This window comes from Pseudomonas sp. NFPP24 (genome assembly GCF_900112095.1).
In the GTDB taxonomy this organism is placed as follows: Bacteria; Pseudomonadota; Gammaproteobacteria; order Pseudomonadales; family Pseudomonadaceae; genus Aquipseudomonas; species Aquipseudomonas extremorientalis.
This window is the reverse complement of sequence record NZ_FOKD01000006.1, coordinates 361,900-380,384: the sequence shown is the minus strand read 5'-3', so window position 1 is coordinate 380,384 and position 18,485 is coordinate 361,900. Positions and strand designations below refer to the sequence as shown.

General features: G+C 61.1%; 20 protein-coding genes and 1 tRNA gene. 6 read left to right on the top strand and 15 right to left on the bottom strand.

The annotated features are described in order from the left end of the window. Positions 1 to 133: 133 nt before the first annotated feature. The 6 genes from BM026_RS15760 to BM026_RS15735 form a co-directional block, all read right to left on the bottom strand. Entirely contained in the window at positions 134 to 730 is a 597-nt protein-coding gene (locus BM026_RS15760) for a 50S ribosomal protein L25/general stress protein Ctc (RefSeq protein WP_092240582.1), read from the bottom strand. Between the two features lie 137 nt (positions 731 to 867). Further along, positions 868 to 1,809 (bottom strand): ribose-phosphate pyrophosphokinase, encoded by a 942-nt coding sequence (locus BM026_RS15755; protein WP_003208392.1) that lies wholly within the window; start codon positions 1,807 to 1,809, stop codon positions 868 to 870. 46 nt (positions 1,810 to 1,855) lie between these two features. Next, positions 1,856 to 1,930: transfer RNA gene (locus BM026_RS15750), tRNA-Gln, on the bottom strand. A gap of 36 nt (positions 1,931 to 1,966) precedes the next feature. After that, positions 1,967 to 2,818: a 4-(cytidine 5'-diphospho)-2-C-methyl-D-erythritol kinase gene (ispE, locus tag BM026_RS15745; protein ID WP_071491037.1), complete on the bottom strand. Its 852-nt coding sequence runs from the start codon at positions 2,816 to 2,818 to the stop codon at positions 1,967 to 1,969. A 1-nt stretch (position 2,819) separates the two neighbouring features. Beyond that, complete coding sequence (gene lolB / locus BM026_RS15740; RefSeq protein ID WP_092240584.1) at positions 2,820 to 3,437, bottom strand: lipoprotein insertase outer membrane protein LolB; 618 nt, start codon at positions 3,435 to 3,437, stop codon at positions 2,820 to 2,822. Between the two features lie 4 nt (positions 3,438 to 3,441). Further along, positions 3,442 to 5,166 carry a tetratricopeptide repeat protein gene (locus BM026_RS15735; protein WP_093529251.1) on the bottom strand — a complete coding sequence of 575 codons (1,725 nt, stop codon included), beginning with the start codon at positions 5,164 to 5,166 and terminating at the stop codon, positions 3,442 to 3,444. A 182-nt stretch (positions 5,167 to 5,348) separates the two neighbouring features. Here BM026_RS15735 and hemA point away from each other — a divergent pair, with 182 nt between their 5' ends. The 6 genes from hemA (at position 5,349) to BM026_RS15705 (ending at position 10,715) form a co-directional block, all read left to right on the top strand. Then, positions 5,349 to 6,638, top strand: a complete 1,290-nt coding sequence (gene hemA, locus BM026_RS15730; protein WP_058423108.1) for a glutamyl-tRNA reductase — start codon at positions 5,349 to 5,351, stop codon at positions 6,636 to 6,638. After that, on the top strand, positions 6,635 to 7,717 hold the full coding sequence (gene prfA, locus BM026_RS15725; RefSeq protein WP_092240587.1) for a peptide chain release factor 1: 1,083 nt from the start codon (positions 6,635 to 6,637) through the stop codon (positions 7,715 to 7,717). The genes hemA and prfA overlap by 4 nt, the downstream gene beginning before the upstream one ends. After that, positions 7,718 to 8,548, top strand: coding sequence for a peptide chain release factor N(5)-glutamine methyltransferase (prmC, locus tag BM026_RS15720; protein ID WP_071491041.1), 831 nt, complete (start codon positions 7,718 to 7,720; stop codon positions 8,546 to 8,548). Continuing rightward, entirely contained in the window at positions 8,542 to 9,297 is a 756-nt protein-coding gene (locus BM026_RS15715) for a molybdopterin-synthase adenylyltransferase MoeB (RefSeq protein WP_092240589.1), read from the top strand. The genes prmC and BM026_RS15715 overlap by 7 nt, the downstream gene beginning before the upstream one ends. Further along, entirely contained in the window at positions 9,290 to 10,084 is a 795-nt protein-coding gene (murI, locus tag BM026_RS15710; protein WP_071491043.1) for a glutamate racemase, read from the top strand. The genes BM026_RS15715 and murI overlap by 8 nt, the downstream gene beginning before the upstream one ends. Before the next feature lie 112 nt (positions 10,085 to 10,196). Beyond that, positions 10,197 to 10,715: an acyloxyacyl hydrolase gene (locus BM026_RS15705; protein ID WP_071491044.1), complete on the top strand. Its 519-nt coding sequence runs from the start codon at positions 10,197 to 10,199 to the stop codon at positions 10,713 to 10,715. 59 nt (positions 10,716 to 10,774) lie between these two features. On the opposite strand, the gene BM026_RS15700 is transcribed toward BM026_RS15705, so the two are convergent. The 9 genes from BM026_RS15700 to BM026_RS15660 are packed head-to-tail and all read right to left on the bottom strand — an operon-like array spanning position 10,775 to position 18,485. Continuing rightward, positions 10,775 to 11,080 carry a YkgJ family cysteine cluster protein gene (locus BM026_RS15700; RefSeq protein ID WP_092240591.1) on the bottom strand — a complete coding sequence of 102 codons (306 nt, stop codon included), beginning with the start codon at positions 11,078 to 11,080 and terminating at the stop codon, positions 10,775 to 10,777. A 54-nt stretch (positions 11,081 to 11,134) separates the two neighbouring features. Then, entirely contained in the window at positions 11,135 to 11,614 is a 480-nt protein-coding gene (locus BM026_RS15695) for a DUF2878 domain-containing protein (RefSeq protein ID WP_093119965.1), read from the bottom strand. Further along, positions 11,607 to 12,878: an SAM-dependent methyltransferase gene (locus BM026_RS15690; protein WP_092240595.1), complete on the bottom strand. Its 1,272-nt coding sequence runs from the start codon at positions 12,876 to 12,878 to the stop codon at positions 11,607 to 11,609. The genes BM026_RS15695 and BM026_RS15690 overlap by 8 nt, the downstream gene beginning before the upstream one ends. After that, positions 12,865 to 13,674 (bottom strand): DUF1365 domain-containing protein, encoded by an 810-nt coding sequence (locus BM026_RS15685; protein WP_092240597.1) that lies wholly within the window; start codon positions 13,672 to 13,674, stop codon positions 12,865 to 12,867. Before BM026_RS15685 ends, BM026_RS15690 begins: the two co-directional genes overlap by 14 nt. Beyond that, a complete protein-coding gene (locus tag BM026_RS15680) occupies positions 13,671 to 14,918 on the bottom strand; it encodes an NAD(P)/FAD-dependent oxidoreductase (protein WP_093529248.1) in 1,248 nt (415 codons plus the stop codon). The genes BM026_RS15685 and BM026_RS15680 overlap by 4 nt, the downstream gene beginning before the upstream one ends. Next, a complete protein-coding gene (locus BM026_RS15675) occupies positions 14,915 to 15,697 on the bottom strand; it encodes an SDR family NAD(P)-dependent oxidoreductase (protein ID WP_093529245.1) in 783 nt (260 codons plus the stop codon). Before BM026_RS15675 ends, BM026_RS15680 begins: the two co-directional genes overlap by 4 nt. Then, complete coding sequence (locus tag BM026_RS15670) at positions 15,694 to 16,116, bottom strand: nuclear transport factor 2 family protein (protein ID WP_092240603.1); 423 nt, start codon at positions 16,114 to 16,116, stop codon at positions 15,694 to 15,696. Before BM026_RS15670 ends, BM026_RS15675 begins: the two co-directional genes overlap by 4 nt. Then, positions 16,116 to 17,555, bottom strand: a complete 1,440-nt coding sequence (gene phrB, locus BM026_RS15665; protein ID WP_092240605.1) for a deoxyribodipyrimidine photo-lyase — start codon at positions 17,553 to 17,555, stop codon at positions 16,116 to 16,118. The genes BM026_RS15670 and phrB overlap by 1 nt, the downstream gene beginning before the upstream one ends. Continuing rightward, positions 17,556 to 18,485 (bottom strand): MerR family transcriptional regulator, encoded by a 930-nt coding sequence (locus BM026_RS15660; protein ID WP_092240607.1) that lies wholly within the window; start codon positions 18,483 to 18,485, stop codon positions 17,556 to 17,558.

The window sequence follows — 18,485 nt, the reverse complement described above, 5'->3', positions numbered from 1 at the left end:
TCGCCAGACCTGAGTGCGGCGAAAGTGGACGACACTACATCATTTACTCAAGAGTAAACGCCGCGTTATCGCCCGCTTTCTCGCTACGTTTCGGTCCGCGATGTTTCCTCAAGCTCCGGCAATACAGAGTGGATTACTCTGCAGCGCCTTCTTCAGCTTCTGGAGCAACGCGTGGAGCGTGAACGTTGGCAACTGCTTTGTCATCACCGTGAGCCAGTGCGACAAACTCAACGCCTTTAGGGGCTTTGAGGTCGGACAGGTGAACGATGGTGCCGATTTCAGCGGCCGACAGGTCGACTTCGATGAACTCAGGCAGGTCTTTCGGCAGGCAAGTTACTTCAACTTCGTTCACAACGTGCGAGATTTCGCCGCCTTTCTTGACCGGAGCTTCTTCACCAACAAAGTGCACTGGCACGATAGCGGTCAGTTTCTGACCAGCGACAACGCGAACGAAGTCAGCGTGCATGATGAATTGCTTGGAAGGGTGACGCTGCATCGCTTTAACGATGACGTTCTGCTTGGCGCCGTCGACGTTCAGCTCGATAACGTGGCTGTAGGCCGCTTCGTTTTCGAACAGCTTGGCGATTTCCTTGGCCAGGATGGTCACGGATTCAGCAGGCTTGTTACCACCGTATACAACGGCTGGGATGTTGGCGGCGTGACGCAGGCGGCGGCTCGCACCTTTCCCCAGGTCAGTACGCGCTTGGGCGTTCAGAGTAAAGTCAGTCATTTTGTATCTCCAAAATAGCCATCATCGAGCGGCGTTTGCGACCAGCGCCGGCCTCGACATGGGCAAAAAAGCCCCGCCCCAACAGAATGTCGGGGCGGGGCGCTTTTCGTCAGTGGGATGTGCCGAAGGTTTGACCCTTAGCGGAACATCGCGCTGATCGATTCTTCATTGCTGATGCGGCGAACCGCCTCGGCAACAACCGGTGCGATATCCAGTTGACGGATACGCGAACAGGCTTGAGCAGCAGCGGACAGCGGGATGGTGTTGGTCACCACCAGTTCGTCCAGCATGGAATTCTCGATGTTCTCGATCGCTCGGCCCGACAGCACAGGGTGTGTGCAGTAGGCGAAGACTTTGGCCGCACCGTGCTCTTTCAAGGCTTTCGCCGCGTGGCACAGAGTGCCGGCGGTGTCGACCATGTCATCAACCAGAATACAGGTACGCCCTTCGACATCACCGATGATATGCATCACTTCAGAGTGATTGGCTTTCTCGCGGCGTTTGTCGATGATCCCGAGGTCCACGCCCAGGGATTTGGCAACGGCCCGTGCACGCACGACGCCACCAATGTCCGGGGACACGATCATCAGGTTTTCAAAGCGCTGGTCTTCGATGTCATCCACCAATACGGGGGAGCCGTAGATGTTATCTACCGGAATATCGAAGAACCCCTGGATTTGGTCAGCGTGCAGGTCAACCGTGAGAACACGGTCGATGCCTACCACGGTCAGCATGTCAGCAACGACTTTCGCGCTGATGGCCACACGTGCGGAACGCGGACGGCGATCCTGACGGGCATAACCAAAGTAAGGGATTACAGCTGTGATTCGAGTCGCTGAGGAGCGGCGGAAGGCATCAGCCATCACGACGAGTTCCATCAGGTTATCGTTGGTCGGAGCGCAAGTCGGCTGAATAATGAAGACGTCTTTACCGCGAACGTTTTCATTGATCTCGGCTGTAATTTCGCCGTCGGAGAATTTACCGACAGAGATGTCACCGAGAGGGATATGCAGCTGACGTACGACACGTCGAGCCAGATCGGGGTTGGCGTTCCCCGTAAAGACCATCATCTTGGACACGCGCAGTACCTAGAGGCTGAGGGTAACCTGGATGAGTATAGGAAAATGGCAGGGGCGGCTGGATTCGAACCAACGCATGGCAGGATCAAAACCTGCTGCCTTACCGCTTGGCGACGCCCCTGTATCTGTTGCAACGAGTGCCTGACACTCGATTCCTTTAGAGCAGACTTTGCAGCTTGCGATGCAACATCGAAACGTTGCTTCCCTTTGCTACAAACCCTGTAAGGGTCTCTGTAAGAAGGGCCGAGACTTTATCAGCTTCAGCTTTGCTTGGGAAGCCCCCAAACACACAACTTCCAGTTCCGGTTAATTTTGCTTCGGTAAATTTACCTAACAAATTCAAAGCGTTACGTACCTCTGGATAACGCCTTGCTACAACCGGTAAGCAGTCATTTCGACTGTTTCCCTTGGGAACGGGGCGCACTTTAATGGGAGAAGAGTTACGTGTCAACAACGGATCTGAAAAAATTTCTGCTGTACTTACAGATACTTGCGGAACAAGCACGACATACCACGGCTCCTCGGGGTATTCCGGGCTGAGTTTCTCCCCCACGCCCTCGGCGAAAGCCGCGTGCCCACGCACGAAAACCGGGACGTCGGCACCCAGCGTCAGGCCCAGCGCGGCGAGGCGATCATGGTCCCAACCCAGTTGCCACAAGTAATTCAGACCCAGCAGAGTTGTCGCGGCATTCGAGCTGCCACCACCGATGCCGCCACCCATGGGCAGGATTTTATCGATCCAGATATCGATGCCGAGCGGACAGCCGGATTGCTCCTGAAGTTTTTTTGCGGCCTTCACGATCAGGTTGCTGTCGTGAGGCACGCCTTCGAATTCGGTATGCAGCCTGATCACGCCATCGTCGCGCACGGCGAAGGTCAGCTCGTCGCCATAGTCGAGGAATTGAAACAACGTCTGCAGCTCGTGATAGCCATCTTCACGGCGACCGAGAATGTGCAGCATCAGGTTGAGCTTGGCCGGGGAGGGCAGGGTCAATTTTTGTACGGACACGTTATTGCCCCAGTTTGCGTGGTTGCCAGTCCTTGATCACCAGCGTGACATCAAGGTCGGGACCATGCAGCTTGACGCGCTCGGGCAACCAATAGCCGCTTTGCTCCACGTAGCTCAAATATTCGACCTGCCAGCCATCCTGCTCCAGGCTGGCCAGGCGGCTGTCGCCGTTCAGGCTCAGGCGACTCTTGCTATCAGGCGCTGGCAGGCCACGGACCCACCACACCAGGTGAGACACCGGCAGTTTCCAGCCGATCTGTTCTTCCAGCAACGCTTCCGGCGAGGTCGCCTCATAACGGCCCTGGTTGGCCACTTCAAGGCTGACTTGCCCCGGCCGGCCGGTCAGGCGTGCGGCGCCACGGCCCAGCGGACCCGACAGGCGAATATCGTAGTAGTCCTGGCGCTGCAGCCAGAACAAGGTGCCGCTGCCGGAGTCTTTCGGCGCGCGAACCCCCACTTTGCCTTCGATCTGCCAGCCATCGATGCTGCTGAGCTGGTCCTTGTGCTGCTTCCATTGCGCCGGGTTGCCCTGGCCTTCAACGGATTCGCGGCTGCCGATGCCCGCACAACCGGCGAGCAGGGCGATGAAGCTGAAAATAACAACATGGCGCAAAAACATAGGTTTAAAGGGTCTCGGATCCGGTCAGGCGCTTGATGGTGCCGCGCAGGATGGGGCTTTCGGGTTGTTCCTTGAGGAATTTCTCCCAGATTTGCCGTGCTTCACGCTGTTTGCCATTGGCCCACAGCACTTCGCCCAGGTGCGCGGCGACTTCCTGGTCGGGGAAGCGTTCCAGTGCCTGGCGCAACAAGCGTTCGGCCTCGTCCAGGTTGCCCAGGCGGTAATTCACCCAGCCCAGGCTGTCGAGCACGGCCGGGTCTTCCGGGTTCAGCTTGTGGGCTTGCTCGATCAGCACCTTGGCTTCGTCGTAGCGCGTGGTGCGGTCGGACAAGGTGTAGCCCAGGGCGTTGAGGGCCATGGCGTTGTCCGGATCGCGCTTGATGATCAGGCGCAGGTCTTTTTCCATCTGCGCCAGGTCATTGCGTTTTTCCGCTTGCATGGCGCGGGTGTATAGCAAGTTCAAATCGTCCGGGAATTGCAGCAACGCTTGTTGCAGCAACTTCCAGGCGCGCTCGCCCTGATTGTTGGCCGACAAGGTTTCGGCCTGGATCAGGTAGAGCTGGATCGCGTAATCCGGTTCGGCATCCCGCGCGGCGGCCAGGCGTTTCTCCGCCTCGTCGGTGCGGCCGTTGCTCATCAGGATATCGGCCTGGCGCAATTGGGCGGGCAGGTAGTCGTTGCCGGGGCCTACCTTGGCGTACTCGAGCAGGGCGGCTTGCGGATCGTTGCGCTCTTCGGCGATGCGCCCGAGGTTCAGGTGTGCCGAATCTACATGGCTTTCACGCTGGATCAGCTCTTCCAGGTAACCCTTGGCCTCGTCCCAGGCCTTGGCTTCCAGGCAGACCAGTGCCAGGGAATAACGCAATTCGTCATCGTCCGGGTATTGCTGGACCAGGTTGGCGAACTGCACTTTGGCGTCCTCCATGCGGTCCTGTTCGACCAGCATGCGGGCGTAAGTCAGGCGCAGGCGCTTGTCGTCCGGATACTTCTTGAGGCTTTTTTCCAGCAGCGGAATCGCTTCCTTGCCACGGTTGAGGTTCTGAAGCAGGCGTGCACGCAGCAGGATCGGGGCGATTTCGCCTTCTTCCGGTGGATTCTGCTCCAGCAGCTTCAGTGCGGCGTCGGCTTCATCATCCTGTTGCAGCAGCAATGCCTTGCCGAAAATCAGCTGGCTGTTCTTCGGGTGCTTTTGCAGCAGGCGGTCGAAACTCTTCATCAGGCCATTGCGCGTGTCCTGGTCGGTGTCGGCAGCCGACAGCGCGAGGAAGTCGAAATGGGTGTCGCCTTTGCCCTGCAGGACTTTCTCCATATAGACCATGGAGTCGTCATAGCGCCCGACGCGTGCCAGTTGAATGGCTGCCGCGCGCTGTGCTTCCAGGTCGTCCGGGGCGTTTTTCGCCCAGATCAGCGAGGAGTCCAGCGCAGCCTGGTCGGCCCCCAGGTACTCGGCGATGCGGAAGGCCCGCTCGGAAATCCCCGGATCCTGGGTGTTGATGGCCTGGGTCACGTAGTTGTCCAGCGCAATGTCGAAGCGATTGCGTTGGCCGGCCAGTTCCGCAGTCAGCAGGCTGTACACCGTTTCTTCGGTGAACGAAGAATAAACCTTGGGCTTTTCAGGGGCGGGGGCGCTGTCTTCCACCGGTGGCGTACCGTCCGGCGACACGAGAGCCATGGCCTGGCAGCCGCTGAGAAAGACAAAGGCGAGGAGCAACGCGGAAGATCTATTCATATAGGAAGAGGACGACTAACCTGCGGTCGGATCATCATGACACAAGCCTTCGGCCAAACATAACCGAGTCTCAGTTGATGCCTTTATAGACACAAGGCATTAGGACAATAGACGACGGTGGTTGTTCTGAATCTTTCGAAGTAGGACAATTGTCGGCTTCCCGACATCATCAGCGATATTGAATGGCCTTCCTCGCACTCGGTATTAACCACAAGACTGCCTCCGTAGACGTGCGCGAGCGCGTGGCGTTTACGCCGGAGCAGTTGGTTGAGGCCCTGCAGCAGCTCTGCCGGCTCACCGACAGTCGCGAAGCTGCGATCCTTTCGACCTGCAATCGCAGCGAGCTTTATATAGAGCAGGAGCATCTTTCAGCGGATGTCGTACTGCGCTGGCTGGCCGATTACCATCATTTGGACCTCGATGACCTTCGCGCCAGCGCTTATGTGCACGAAGAGGATGCGGCAGTTCGTCACATGATGCGTGTGGCGGCCGGTCTCGATTCGCTGGTGTTGGGCGAGCCGCAGATTCTAGGGCAGATGAAATCCGCCTACGCCGTGGCGCGCGAGGCCGGCACAGTAGGCCCGCTGCTGGGGCGGCTGTTCCAGGCCACCTTCAATTCCGCCAAGCAGGTGCGCACCGACACTGCCATCGGTGAAAACCCGGTGTCTGTGGCGTTTGCCGCCGTCAGCCTGGCCAAACAGATTTTCAGTGACTTGCAACGCAGCCAGGCCCTGCTGATCGGCGCCGGCGAGACCATCACCCTGGTCGCCCGCCACCTGCATGACCTGGGCGTGAAGCGTATCGTGGTCGCCAACCGTACGTTGGAACGCGCGAGCATCCTCGCCGAGCAGTTCGGCGCCCATGCGGTGTTACTGGCGGACATTCCGGCGGAGCTGGTACGCAGCGATATCGTCATCAGCTCCACCGCCAGCCAACTGCCGATCCTGGGCAAAGGCGCGGTCGAGAGCGCGCTGAAGCTGCGCAAGCACAAGCCGATCTTCATGGTGGATATTGCTGTTCCCCGGGATATCGAGCCCGAAGTCGGCGAGTTGGACGACGTTTACCTCTATAGCGTCGACGATCTGCACGAAGTGGTCGCCGAAAACCTCAAGAGCCGCCAGGGTGCTGCCCAGGCCGCCGAGGAAATGGTCAGCACCGGCGCCGAAGACTTCATGGTGCGCCTGCGTGAACTGGCGGCGGTGGACGTGCTCAAGGCCTATCGTCAGCAAGGCGAACGCCTGCGCGACGAGGAATTGATCAAGGCCCAGCGCTTGCTGGCCAATGGCAGCAGCGCCGAAGAAGTGCTGATGCAACTGGCCCGTGGCCTCACCAACAAATTGCTGCATGCGCCCAGCGTGCAGCTGAAAAAGCTTACCGCCGAAGGCCGCCTCGATGCGCTGGCCATGGCCCAGGAACTCTTTGCCCTCGGTGAGGGCGCGTCAGATAGCTCTTCGGATAAAAAACCGCAATGAAAGCGTCACTGCTCAATAAACTGGACGTGCTCCAGGATCGTTTCGAAGAACTGACCGCCCTGCTCGGCGATGGCGAGATCATCGCCGATCAGGCCAGGTTCCGTGCCTATTCCAAGGAATACGCCGAAGTTGAGCCCGTGGTCGCCACCTATAAAAACCTGCTGAAAGTGCAGGCGGACCTTGAAGGTGCCCAGGCACTGCTCAAGGACAGCGACCCGGACATGCGTGAAATGGCCGTGGAAGAAGTCCGCGAAGCCAAGGAAAAACTCGCCGAGCTGGAAGGCGACCTGCAACGCATGCTGCTGCCCAAGGACCCGAACGACGGGCGCAACGTGTTCCTCGAAATCCGTGCCGGCACCGGCGGCGACGAGGCGGCGATCTTCTCCGGCGACCTGTTCCGTATGTACTCGCGGTATGCCGAACGTCGCGGGTGGCGGGTAGAGATCCTGTCCGAGAACGAAGGCGAACACGGCGGCTATAAAGAAGTGATCGCGCGGGTCGAGGGCGACAACGTCTACGGCAAGCTCAAATTCGAGTCCGGCGCGCACCGCGTGCAGCGGGTTCCAGCGACTGAATCCCAAGGTCGTATTCACACGTCCGCCTGCACGGTGGCCGTATTGCCCGAGCCGGACGAACAGGAGGCCATCGAGATCAACCCGGCCGACCTGCGCATCGACACCTACCGCTCCTCGGGCGCCGGTGGCCAGCACGTCAACAAGACCGACTCGGCGATCCGCATCACCCACTTGCCGTCGGGCATCGTGGTGGAGTGCCAGGAAGAGCGCTCCCAGCACAAGAACCGTGCGCGGGCCATGTCCTGGCTGTCGGCCAAGCTCAATGACCAGCAGACCAGCGCCGCCGCCAACGCGATTGCCAGCGAGCGCAAGTTGCTGGTGGGTTCGGGCGACCGCTCCGAGCGCATTCGTACCTACAACTTTGCCCAGGGCCGGGTCACCGACCACCGGGTCAACCTCACCCTTTACTCCCTGGACGAAATCCTTGCCGGTGGTGTGGACGCGGTGATCGAACCGTTGCTCGCCGAATACCAGGCCGATCAACTGGCCGCGATAGGTGAATAAATGACCATCATCGCCAGCCTGCTGCGCGCCGCCGACCTGCCCGATTCGCCCACGGCACGCCTGGATGCCGAATTGTTGCTGGCGGCTGCCTTGGGCAAGTCCCGCAGCTACCTGCACACCTGGCCCGAGAAAATCGTCAGCAGCGAGCATGCGCTGATCTTTGCCGGCTACCTGCAGCGCCGTCGTGGCGGTGAGCCGGTGGCCTATATCCTCGGTCAACAAGGCTTCTGGAAGCTGGACCTGGAGGTCGCGCCTCACACGCTGATCCCGCGGCCAGATACCGAGTTGCTGGTGGAAACCGCGCTGGAATTGTTGCCCGCCACCCTCGCCAAGGTCCTCGACCTGGGCACCGGCAGCGGCGCCATCGCCCTGGCCCTGGCCAGCGAACGCCCGGCCTGGCAGGTCACCGCCGTCGACCGTGTGCTGGAAGCCGTGGCCCTGGCCGAGCGCAATCGCCAGCGGTTGCACCTCGCTAACGCTACGGTGCTGAACAGCCATTGGTTCAGCGCGCTGCAAGGTCATCGCTATGACCTGATCATCAGCAACCCGCCGTACATTGCCGCCAACGATCCGCACCTGGTGGCCGGCGACGTGCGTTTCGAACCAGCCAGCGCACTGGTGGCCGGTCATGATGGCTTGGACGACCTGCGCCTGATCATCAAGGAGGCCCCGGCCCACCTGAATGCCGGTGGGCGGTTGCTGCTGGAACATGGTTACGACCAGGCCCCGGCGGTGCGTGACCTGCTGTTGAGTGAAGGTTTCGAAGAAGTGCACAGCCGCATCGACCTCGGTGGCCACGAACGCATCACCCTGGGGCGCCGGCCGTGCTGACCGATCAGGAGCTGTTGCGCTATAGCCGACAGATTCTGTTGCAGCATGTCGACATAGACGGCCAATTTCGCCTGAAAAACGGCCGTGCCCTGATCGTAGGTCTTGGTGGCCTGGGTGCGCCCGTTGCGTTGTACCTCGCTGCCGCCGGCGTCGGCGAGTTGCATCTGGCGGACTTCGACACGGTCGACCTGACCAACCTGCAGCGCCAGATCATCCATGACACCGACAGCGTCGGGCAGACCAAGGTCGACTCGGCCCTGCGTCGCCTGACCGCCCTCAACCCTGAAATCAAACTGGTGGCCCATCGCAGTGCGCTGGATGCCGATTCCCTCGCTGCGGCGGTCGAAGCGGTAGACGTGGTGCTTGATTGCAGTGATAACTTTTCCACCCGCGAAGCCGTCAACGCGGCCTGTGTCGGTGCCGGCAAGCCTTTGGTCAGCGGCGCTGCGATCCGTCTTGAAGGGCAACTGTCGGTGTTCGACCCGCGTCGCGCCGAGAGCCCGTGCTATCACTGCCTGTATGGGCACGGCAGCGATACCGAACTGACCTGCAGTGAGGCTGGCGTGGTCGGCCCACTGGTCGGTGTGGTCGGCAGCCTGCAAGCCCTGGAAGCCTTGAAACTGCTGGCCGGTTTCGGTGAGCCGTTGGTGGGACGCTTGTTGCTGATCGACGCCTTGGCCACACGTTTTCGCGAGCTGCGCGTCAAGCGTGACCCCGGTTGCACTGTGTGCGGGGCGCCACATGGTTAAGGGCGCGCCGATCGGTGTGTTCGATTCCGGTATCGGCGGGTTGACCGTGCTGGATGAAATCCAGCAGCTATTGCCCCAGGAATCACTGCTGTACGTGGCCGATTGCGGGCACATCCCCTACGGCGAGAAAAGCCCGGCGTTTATCCTTGAGCGCTCCCGGCAGGTGGCGGCATTTTTCCAGGCGCAGGGCGCCAAAGCCTTCGTTATTGCCTGCAATACCGCTACGGTTGCCGCCGTGGCTGATCTGCGTCGGGATTTTCCCGATTGGCCGCTGGTGGGCATGGAACCTGCTGTCAAACCGGCGGCGGCAGCCACCCGCAGCGGCGTGGTTGGGGTGCTTGCCACCACCGGCACGCTGCAAAGCGCCAAGTTCGCCGCGTTGCTCGACCGCTTCGCTACCGATGTGAAGGTCATCACCCAGCCATGCCCGGGCCTGGTGGAGCTGATTGAAAGCGGTGACCTGACCAGCCCGGCCTTGCGCCAGTTGTTGCAGGGGTATATCGACCCGCTGCTCAGCGCCGGTTGCGACACCATCATCCTCGGCTGCACCCACTATCCCTTCCTCAGGCCGCTCTTGGCGCAGATGCTGCCCCCCAGCATTATCCTCATCGACACCGGCGCCGCCGTGGCCCGTCAACTCAAGCGTTTGCTGGGTGAGCGCGACCTGTTGGCCGTCGGCAATCCAGCACCGGCACAGTTCTGGACCAGCGGTGATGTGTATCACCTAAGAAATATCCTACCGACACTATGGAAATATCCGGGCGTTGTGAGAAGCTTCGACTCGTGAAAATTTCGTGAAATGCCTGCGTTATTAGCTGGAACTTCTGGCTACACGCCAGCTTCTATAGCGAGATAGCCTGTACACAACCATATAACTTCGTTCGGAAAGGATGTTTCTTATGAAGCGCTTGTTCTGTTTGGCTGCGATTGCGGCCGCTGTAGTGGGGCACTCTGTTTCGGCACAAGCTGCTGGCCTGGAGTTCGGGGTGGGGAGCACCAGTGATTCGACCATGACCTATCGCCTGGGGCTGACATCGGACTGGGATAAAAGCTGGTGGCAGAGCGATACCGGTCGATTGACCGGCTACTGGAGCGGCGCCTACACCTATTGGGATGGGGACAAGCGAGCCAGCGCCAGCAGCCTGTCGTTCTCGCCGGTGTTTGTGTATGAATTTGCCGGGGAGTCGGTGAAGCCTTATATCGAGGCCGGGATCGGGGTGGCGGTGTTTTCCCGCACCAAGCTGGAAGACAATAACATCGGCCAGGCCTTTCAGTTCGAAGACCGCCTGGGTTTCGGCCTGCGCTTCGCGGGTGGGCATGAGGTGGGCATTCGTGCCACGCATTACTCCAACGCGGGTATCAGCAGCAATAACGACGGGGTAGAGAGCTACTCGTTGCACTACACCTTGCCGTTGTAACCCTTCAGAACACTGCAAAACCCATGTGGGAGTGGGCAAGCCCCCTCCCACATTCAGCATCAGCGGTAGGCGGTAGCGATACCCTGTCGCTCTTCCAGGCACTCCGGCGCACCCATCTCGAATTCCCGGCAAATCAGCGGTCGTCGCTCGTAGATCGTGCACATCATCGTGTCCCGGTCCAGTGCCGCGCACCAGCCGTCATCCAGGCGCAGCATCACTTCACCGCCCCAGTCATCGGTATCGATATAGCGTTCCGGCACGCCGGTGTCGGTGATCAGCATCACTTCCAGCTGGCAGCAGCAGGCCGCACACGTCGAGCAAGTGACGGCGGGTTCGGCGATTTGGATATGGGGGATGTTGGTCATAGGCGTGCAGTGTAAGGCAAGCGGGTGACGCACGTGTGATACGGCTGACGGACGTCAGCGCGCCAGCCGATGCAAACCCACGAACACCATCGCCCACAGCAACGCCAGCGCAACCATTGTTGGCGCGAAGCCGAAACCAAACTGCACCCCGGCCAGTTGGCTACCGGCGTAATAAGACAGCGGGCCGCCCAGCGCGCCCAGCGCAGCGGCACGCCACCAGGGACGGGCACTCCAGGCCAGGCAATGGCGCAACGTCGTCGCCAGCAATGCCCATAGCAGGATCAACCAGAAGGGAATCAACGTGCCCGGTTCCGTGAACTCAAACACCCCCAGCATGCGCAACGTGGTGTCCAACAGGGTGCCCAGAACCATCACGCGCAGGATCAACCTACCGTCCTCAGCCCATGAACTTATCCACAGCAGGTGAACCGCCAACACGGCAAGCCCCACCATTAACCACGCGCTGTCCCCGCCAAGCACGCAGGCAAACCAGCCGCACTGAAACAGCACGGCATTGGCCAGCGTCTTAAGCACTGAAGCGCCCGAGCAGCGGTGGGTTGATCGCCGACGGCTTGGCCAGCAGCAACTGCGCAGTGCCAATGGTGCGTTCCATGAAGCCACCTTCGCAGTAGCACAGGTAGAACTCCCACAGGCGCAGGAAATACTGGTCGTAGCCCAGCTCGGCGAGGCGACCGTGGGCGCGGCGAAAGTTCTCATGCCATAGGCGCAGGGTTCGTGCGTAGTGCAGGCCGAAATCCTCCATGTGCAGCAGGTTCATATCGGTGTCGCGGCTGACGATATGCAACATGTTCTGCACACAGGGCAGGGCGCCGCCAGGAAAGATATAGCGCTGGATAAAATCCACGCTGCGCTTGGCCTGTTCAAAGCGTTGCTCACGGATGGTGATGGCTTGCAGCAGCATCAGGCCATCGTTCTTGAGCAGGCGCGCGCATTGTTTGAAGTAGGTCGGCAGGAAGCGATGGCCCACCGCCTCGATCATTTCGATGGACACCAGCTTGTCGTATTGGCCGGTGAGGTCGCGGTAATCCTGCAGCAGTAGCGTGACCTGGCCTTGCAACCCCAGGGCGTCGATGCGTTGTTGGGTGTAGGCGAACTGTTCCCTGGACAAGGTCGTGGTGGTGACCTGGCAGCCGTAATGCTGCGCCGCATAGAGCGCCATGCTGCCCCAACCGGTGCCGATTTCCAGCAGGTGGTCGGTGCGTTTGAGGGCGAGCTTCTGGCAGATGCGCTCCAGCTTGTTCAACTGCGCCTGTTCGAGGGTGTCGTCGGGCGTCAGAAACTGTGCCGCGGAGTACATCATGGTCGGGTCGAGGAATTCTTCGAACAGGTCGTTGCCCAGGTCGTAGTGGGCGGCGATGTTTTTCTGTGAACCCTTGCGCGTGTTGCGGTTGAGCCAGTGCAGGCCCTGGGTGAACGGCCGCGCCAGGCGTGCCAGGCCGCCTTCCATTGCATCGAGCACGTCCAGGTTGCTGACCATCACGCGCACCACGGCGGTCAGGTCCGGGCTGGTCCAGTAACCGTGGATAAACGCTTCGCCGGCGCCGATGGAGCCGTTGGCCGCCACCAGGCCCCACACGGCAGAGTCCAGGATCTGGATTTCCCCCATCAAGTGCGCTTCCTGTGCGCCGAACACTTGGCGCTCGCCGTCCTCGATCACCACCAGTTGGCCATGGCGCAGTTGGCTGAGTTGGCGCAACACCGCCTTGCGCAGCAGCGCGGCGGTCATGCCGTTGACGTTCAGGCGGTGAGTCTTGACCGATAAGCTAGGGGATTTCATGGCGGCGATCCTTGGTGTAACCGACTGCGGTGCGAGAGGCGCCATCGGCGGCCCGGTGGGAAAAAATCGGCGTGCGTTTGAGCAACAGGCGCAGGGCCTGCCAGTAAATAGCGAGGCAGGTCTTGGCGGTCATCCAGGGGAAACGCCACAGGTAGCGATGCAGGCTGGCGCGATCCAGCGTTTCTTTCTCCAGGCTCAACGTGGCGTCGAAGATTTTCTGCGTGCCCTGCCAATCGGCCATGTGCACGCCCAGCCTGGCGGAGGGAGGGCTGAAGCTCATGCGGTATTCCAGGTCGCGGGGTAGAAACGGCGACACATGGAAGGCCTTGGCCACGGCGAAATGCTGGTGTTCATCGGCGTCCAGGGCCTGGGCCGGCAACACGTAGTGATAGCGTTCGCGCCATGGGGTGTTGGTCACTTCACACAGGATCGCGGCCAGACGTCCGTCGGCCTCGAAGCAGTAGAAGAAACTCACGGGGTTAAAAGCCAGGCCCCAGCTGCGGGCCTGGGTCAGTAGGCAGATAACGCCCTGGGGTGTACGCCCCAGTGCCTTGCCGACTTCCTGGCGCACGGCATCGCTCAAGTTCATGCCGCTGCGCGTCCATTCACGCAGGTAGTCCTGCTGACGAAAACCGAAGGGGGCCAGGCGGCTGCGCCCGGCCAGGGGCGAAAGCCCCAGCACTTGGTGTTCTTCGCTCAAATCCAGGTACAGCAGGCCGATGCGGTAGCGAAAGGCATGGGCCTTGGGCGCAAACCGCCGATGGGCGATCCACCCGCTGTACAGGGCGCTGTTCACAGGGTTTCCCCAAAGGCTTCGGCCACCCGCAGTGCGCTGACCACGCCGTCTTCGTGAAAGCCGTTGGCCCAGTAGGCGCCGCAGTAGAAGGTATTGCTCACGCCGGATATTTCTTCGCGACGTGCCTGCGCTGCCACCGCCGCCAGGCTGTACTGCGGGTGGGCGTAGGTGTAGCGGGCCAGTACCTTCAGCGGGTTGATCATGGTTGTCTGGTTGAGGCTGACGCAAAACGTGGTGGTGCTGTGGATGCCTTGCAGGATGTTCATGTCATAGGTCACCGCCGCCTGTGCCTGGCGATTGCCGGTCAGCCGGTAGTTCCAACTGGCCCAGGCGAGTTTGCGGTCGGGCAGCAGGCGCGTGTCGGTGTGCAATACCACGTCGTTATCGGCGTAGGGCATGGCGCCCAGGATCTCCTGTTCGGCCTGGCTCGGGTCGGCCAGCAACGCCAGGGCCTGGTCGCTGTGACAGGCGAACACCACGCGATCAAATGCCTCACTGCCGGCCGGGCTGTGGATAACCACGCCGTCGTCGGTGCGTGCCACTTTATGCACAGGGCAATTGAGGCGGATCCGTTCGCGAAAGCTGCGGGTCAACGGCTCGATGTAGCGGCTTGATCCCCCTTCGATCACGCACCATTGCGGGCGGTTGTTCACAGAGAGCAACCCGTGGTTCTTGAAGAAGCGCACAAAGAACTGCAACGGAAACTTCAGCATATCGGCCAGGGACATCGACCAGATCGCCGCGCCCATCGGCACGATGTAGTGCCGGACAAACCGCTCGCCGTAGCCGCCGGCGGTGAGGTAGCTGCCCAGGGTCATGTCGGCGCTGATGCGATGCTGCTGCAGGTCCAGCGGCGCCTGGCGGTTGAAGCGCAGGATATCGCGCAACATGCCCCAGAACCCCGGCGACAAAATATTGCGACGCTGGGCAAACAAACTGTTGAGGTTGTTGCCGTTGTACTCGAACCGGGTGTGCTCGTCGCACACCGAAAAGCTCATCTCGGTCGGTTTGAACGCCACCCCGATCTGCCCCAGCAAGCGGATGAAGTTGGGGTAGGTCCAGTCGTTGAACACGATGAAGCCGGTGTCGACCGCGTAGTTTTCACCCTCGACAGTGACATTGACGGTGTGGGTATGCCCGCCGATGCGGTCGCCCGCTTCGAACAGGGTGATGTCGTGACGGCGGCTGAGCAGATAGGCGCTGGTCAGGCCGGCGATGCCGCTGCCGATAATGGCGATCTTCACAGGTCGTCCTTTTTAGGCGGCGGGCTGCGCAACATGCGCTTGCCGATGATCAGTTGCGCACGGTTCGGCAGTTTCGACAGGGGCCACAACGTGGCGATGAACAGTGCAGGAAAGGCGATTTCCAGCGGGCGCTTTTCCAACTTGGCGAAAATGTGCCGTGCGGCTTTATCCGCTGACCAACTAAGCGGCATGGGGAAGTCATTGCGCTCGGTCAGCGGAGTGTCGACAAAGCCCGGGCTGATCACGGTGACGTCGATGTTTTCCGGCGACAGGCTGATACGCAGGGATTCGAACAGGTAGCGCAGACCCGCCTTGGACGCGCCATAGGCTTCGGCGCGTGGCATCGGCAGGTAGGTCACGGCGCTGGCGACGCCTACCAGGTGCGGGGTGCGCCCGGCGCGCAACAGCGGCAGGGCGGCTTCGATGCAATAACTGCTGGCCAGCAGGTTGGTACGCACCACGTGCTCGATGATCGATGAGTCAAACTGTCGGGCATCCACGTATTCACAGGTGCCAGCATTGAGAATGACCGTGTCCAGGGCGCCCCAGGCCTCGCCAATGCGCTCACCAATCTCGCGCACGGTCTGGCTGTTGGTCAGGTCGCCGGCCACCACCAGCACCTGGCCAGGGTAACGGTGGGCGAGCGCTTCCAGCGGGCCTTTCGAGCGTGAGCTCAAGGCGACGTGGGCGCCGCTGTTGAGCAACTCCACGGCCAGCGCGGCACCGATGCCACTGCTGGCGCCGGTCAGCCAATAACGTCGAGGCAATGTACTGCTCATCCCATTCTCCTTTTCAGCCAGCCAACGACGCTGCCCAGCACGGGCACGTGTTCGTACAGCATGGCGCCGGCATCGAAATAATCGCGGTGGCGGTACACCTTGTCACGCCACATCAAGTGCGAACAACCTTCCACCCGGATCACCTTGCCGCTGGCCAGGCGTGGGTGGCAGAAACTCATTTTCCAGCGCAGGTAACCTTCACCTTCGGTCACCTGATCGAAACCGTGGAAGTCGAAGCGTAACTGGCTGACGTTGCTGTACAGCTCGGCGAAGTATCGGTGCAGGGCGGGCAGGCCCTGCACTTCATGCAGTGGATCCGCGAAGCGGATGTCCTGGCTGTACAGGCTGTCGAGCAGGTGCAGGTTGTGCTTGTCCAGCGTGGAAAAGGCCTGGGCGAAGCGACGCAGGAAGTCACTCATTACTCGCCCCCAGCGGCTTGTCGCGAGGGCAGGCTGCGGAAGGCGGCCAGGGCGCGTTCACGGGACTTTTTCAGGTCGACAATCGAACGCGGGTAATCGGCCACGCCGAACAAACCACCGGCGGCTTCGGGGTTGTGCACTTCCTTTTTATTCAGCGCGGCCAGTTCCGGCAGCCAGCGCTTGATGAATACCCCTTCGCTGTCGAATTTTTCCGATTGGCTCAAGGGGCTGAAAATCCGGAAGTACGGCGCCGAGTCGGTGCCGGTGGACGAACTCCACTGCCAGCCGCCGTTATTGGCCGCCAGGTCGCCGTCGATCAGATGGCGCATGAAAAAGCGCTCGCCTTCGCGCCAGTCGATCAGCAGGTTCTTGGTCAGGAACATCGCCACGACCATGCGCAGGCGGTTGTGCATCCAGCCGGTTTCAAGCAGTTGGCGCATGGCGGCGTCGATGATCGGCAGGCCGGTGCGCGCTTGCTGCCAGGCGGCCAGGTCCTTGGGCGCGTTGCGCCAGGCGACGGCTTCGGTCTCGGGGCGGAACGCCCGGTGGCGCGACACCCGTGGGTAACCCACCAGGATGTGCTTGTAGAACTCACGCCACAGCAGTTCGTTGATCCAGGTAATGGCGCCCATGTCGCCACTTTCAAACTCGCCGCCGTTGGTCTGCAGTGCAGCGTGCAGGCACTGGCGCGGCGACACCACGCCGGCGGCGAGGTAAGCCGACAACTGGCTGGTGCCGGGCTTGGCGGGGAAGTCGCGTTCGTCCTTGTAGTAGCTGATCTGTTGGTCGGCGAAAGCGTCGAGGCGGCGCCGGGCTTCGTCTTCACCGGCGGGCCAGAGGGCACGCAGGGTCTCGCTGGGTGGCTCGAAACCGTCGACTGTCTTTGGGATCGGGTCGCTTTTCAGCTTGAGCGCAGCCTGGGCCTTGGGTGCCGGGACTATCCGGGGCAGGGCGCTGTGCAGACGGCTGTAGCAGACCTTGCGGAACTGGCTGAACACCTGGAAGTAAGTGCCGGTCTTGGTCAGCACGCTGCCGGGCTGGAAGAACAGTTGGTCCAGGTAGCTGTGGAAGCTGATGCCCGCCGACTCCAATGCCTTGGACACGGCCGCATCACGACGGCTTTCATGGATGCCGTATTCCTCGTTGACGTGCACCGACTCCACGGCCAGTTCACGGCACAGCGTGCCCAGCACGTCGGGTGCCTGGTCCCAGGTGGCTGCCGTACGGATCAGCAGGGGAATGTTCAGTTCGCCGAGTGTCTTGCTCAGGTCATCCAGGCTGCGCAGCCAGAAATCCACCTTGCACGGTGCATCGTCATGGGCCAGCCATTGTTCGGGCGTGATCAGGTACACGGCGGCGATCGGGCCCCGCTGGCTCGCGGCGGTCAGGGCGGTGTTGTCGTGTAGGCGCAGGTCGGTGCGCAGCCAGATCAAATGCATTTAAACGAGTCCACGCTGGATCAGTAGCTGGTGGGCCGACAACAACTCTTCGGCGACGAACAATTCAGGGATGTCCTGGGCTAATACGGCCAACTCGGCCTGGTGGATGCATACCGTTGGTCCGACGACCAACTTTGGGCAACGGACGCCGCCCAAAAGTTTTTCCAGACCCGACAAATGCAGCGCCTTGCTCGAATACAGCAGCACGGCCCGCGGTTGCAGGTGCTCCACCGCCAGGGCCAGTTCGCCGGCGGGCAACGGCCAGTCGAACACTTCCACCGGGCAATCGGCACTGCTGGCGAGCCAGGCACTGAGCCACAGGTGTGGCTCCAGGGGCAGGTCGGACTGATTGACCAGCAACAACGGTGCGCCGTGCAACTGGCGATTGTTGTGGTAAATGCGTGCGCCGAATTTGCTGCGCAGCCATGAGAGGAAAAACACCCGCTCCATCTGCGCGCCGAACTGGCCTTGCCAACGCTGTTCCAACGCTCGCAGCAGCGGCAGCATCAGTTGCTCGCACAACGTGCGTGGCGGGTACAGCGCCATGGCCTGGTTGAAGGCGTCATCGACCCGGCGTTCGGTCAATTCGCTGATGGCGTGCACCAGGTTCTGGCGCAGGCTGTGCCACTCGTTTTCCACCGCCTCGGGAAGGGATTGGGCCGAGTCGATCAGGCCTTTGACCTGGCTCACCGGCACGCCGCGATTGAGCCAGGTGAGGATGGTATGGATGCGCTGCACATGCTCGGCGCTGAACAGCCGATGGCCCTTGGGCGTGCGCTGGGGCACGATCAGGCCGTAACGGCGTTCCCAGGCGCGCAGGGTCACGGCGTTGACGCCGGTCTGACGCGCCACTTCGCGGATCGGCAGCCAGCCGTCTTCGAGCGCTTGGGCGATGTCGTCGCCGGGTTCGTCTAGCAGGGCAGCTTTCAT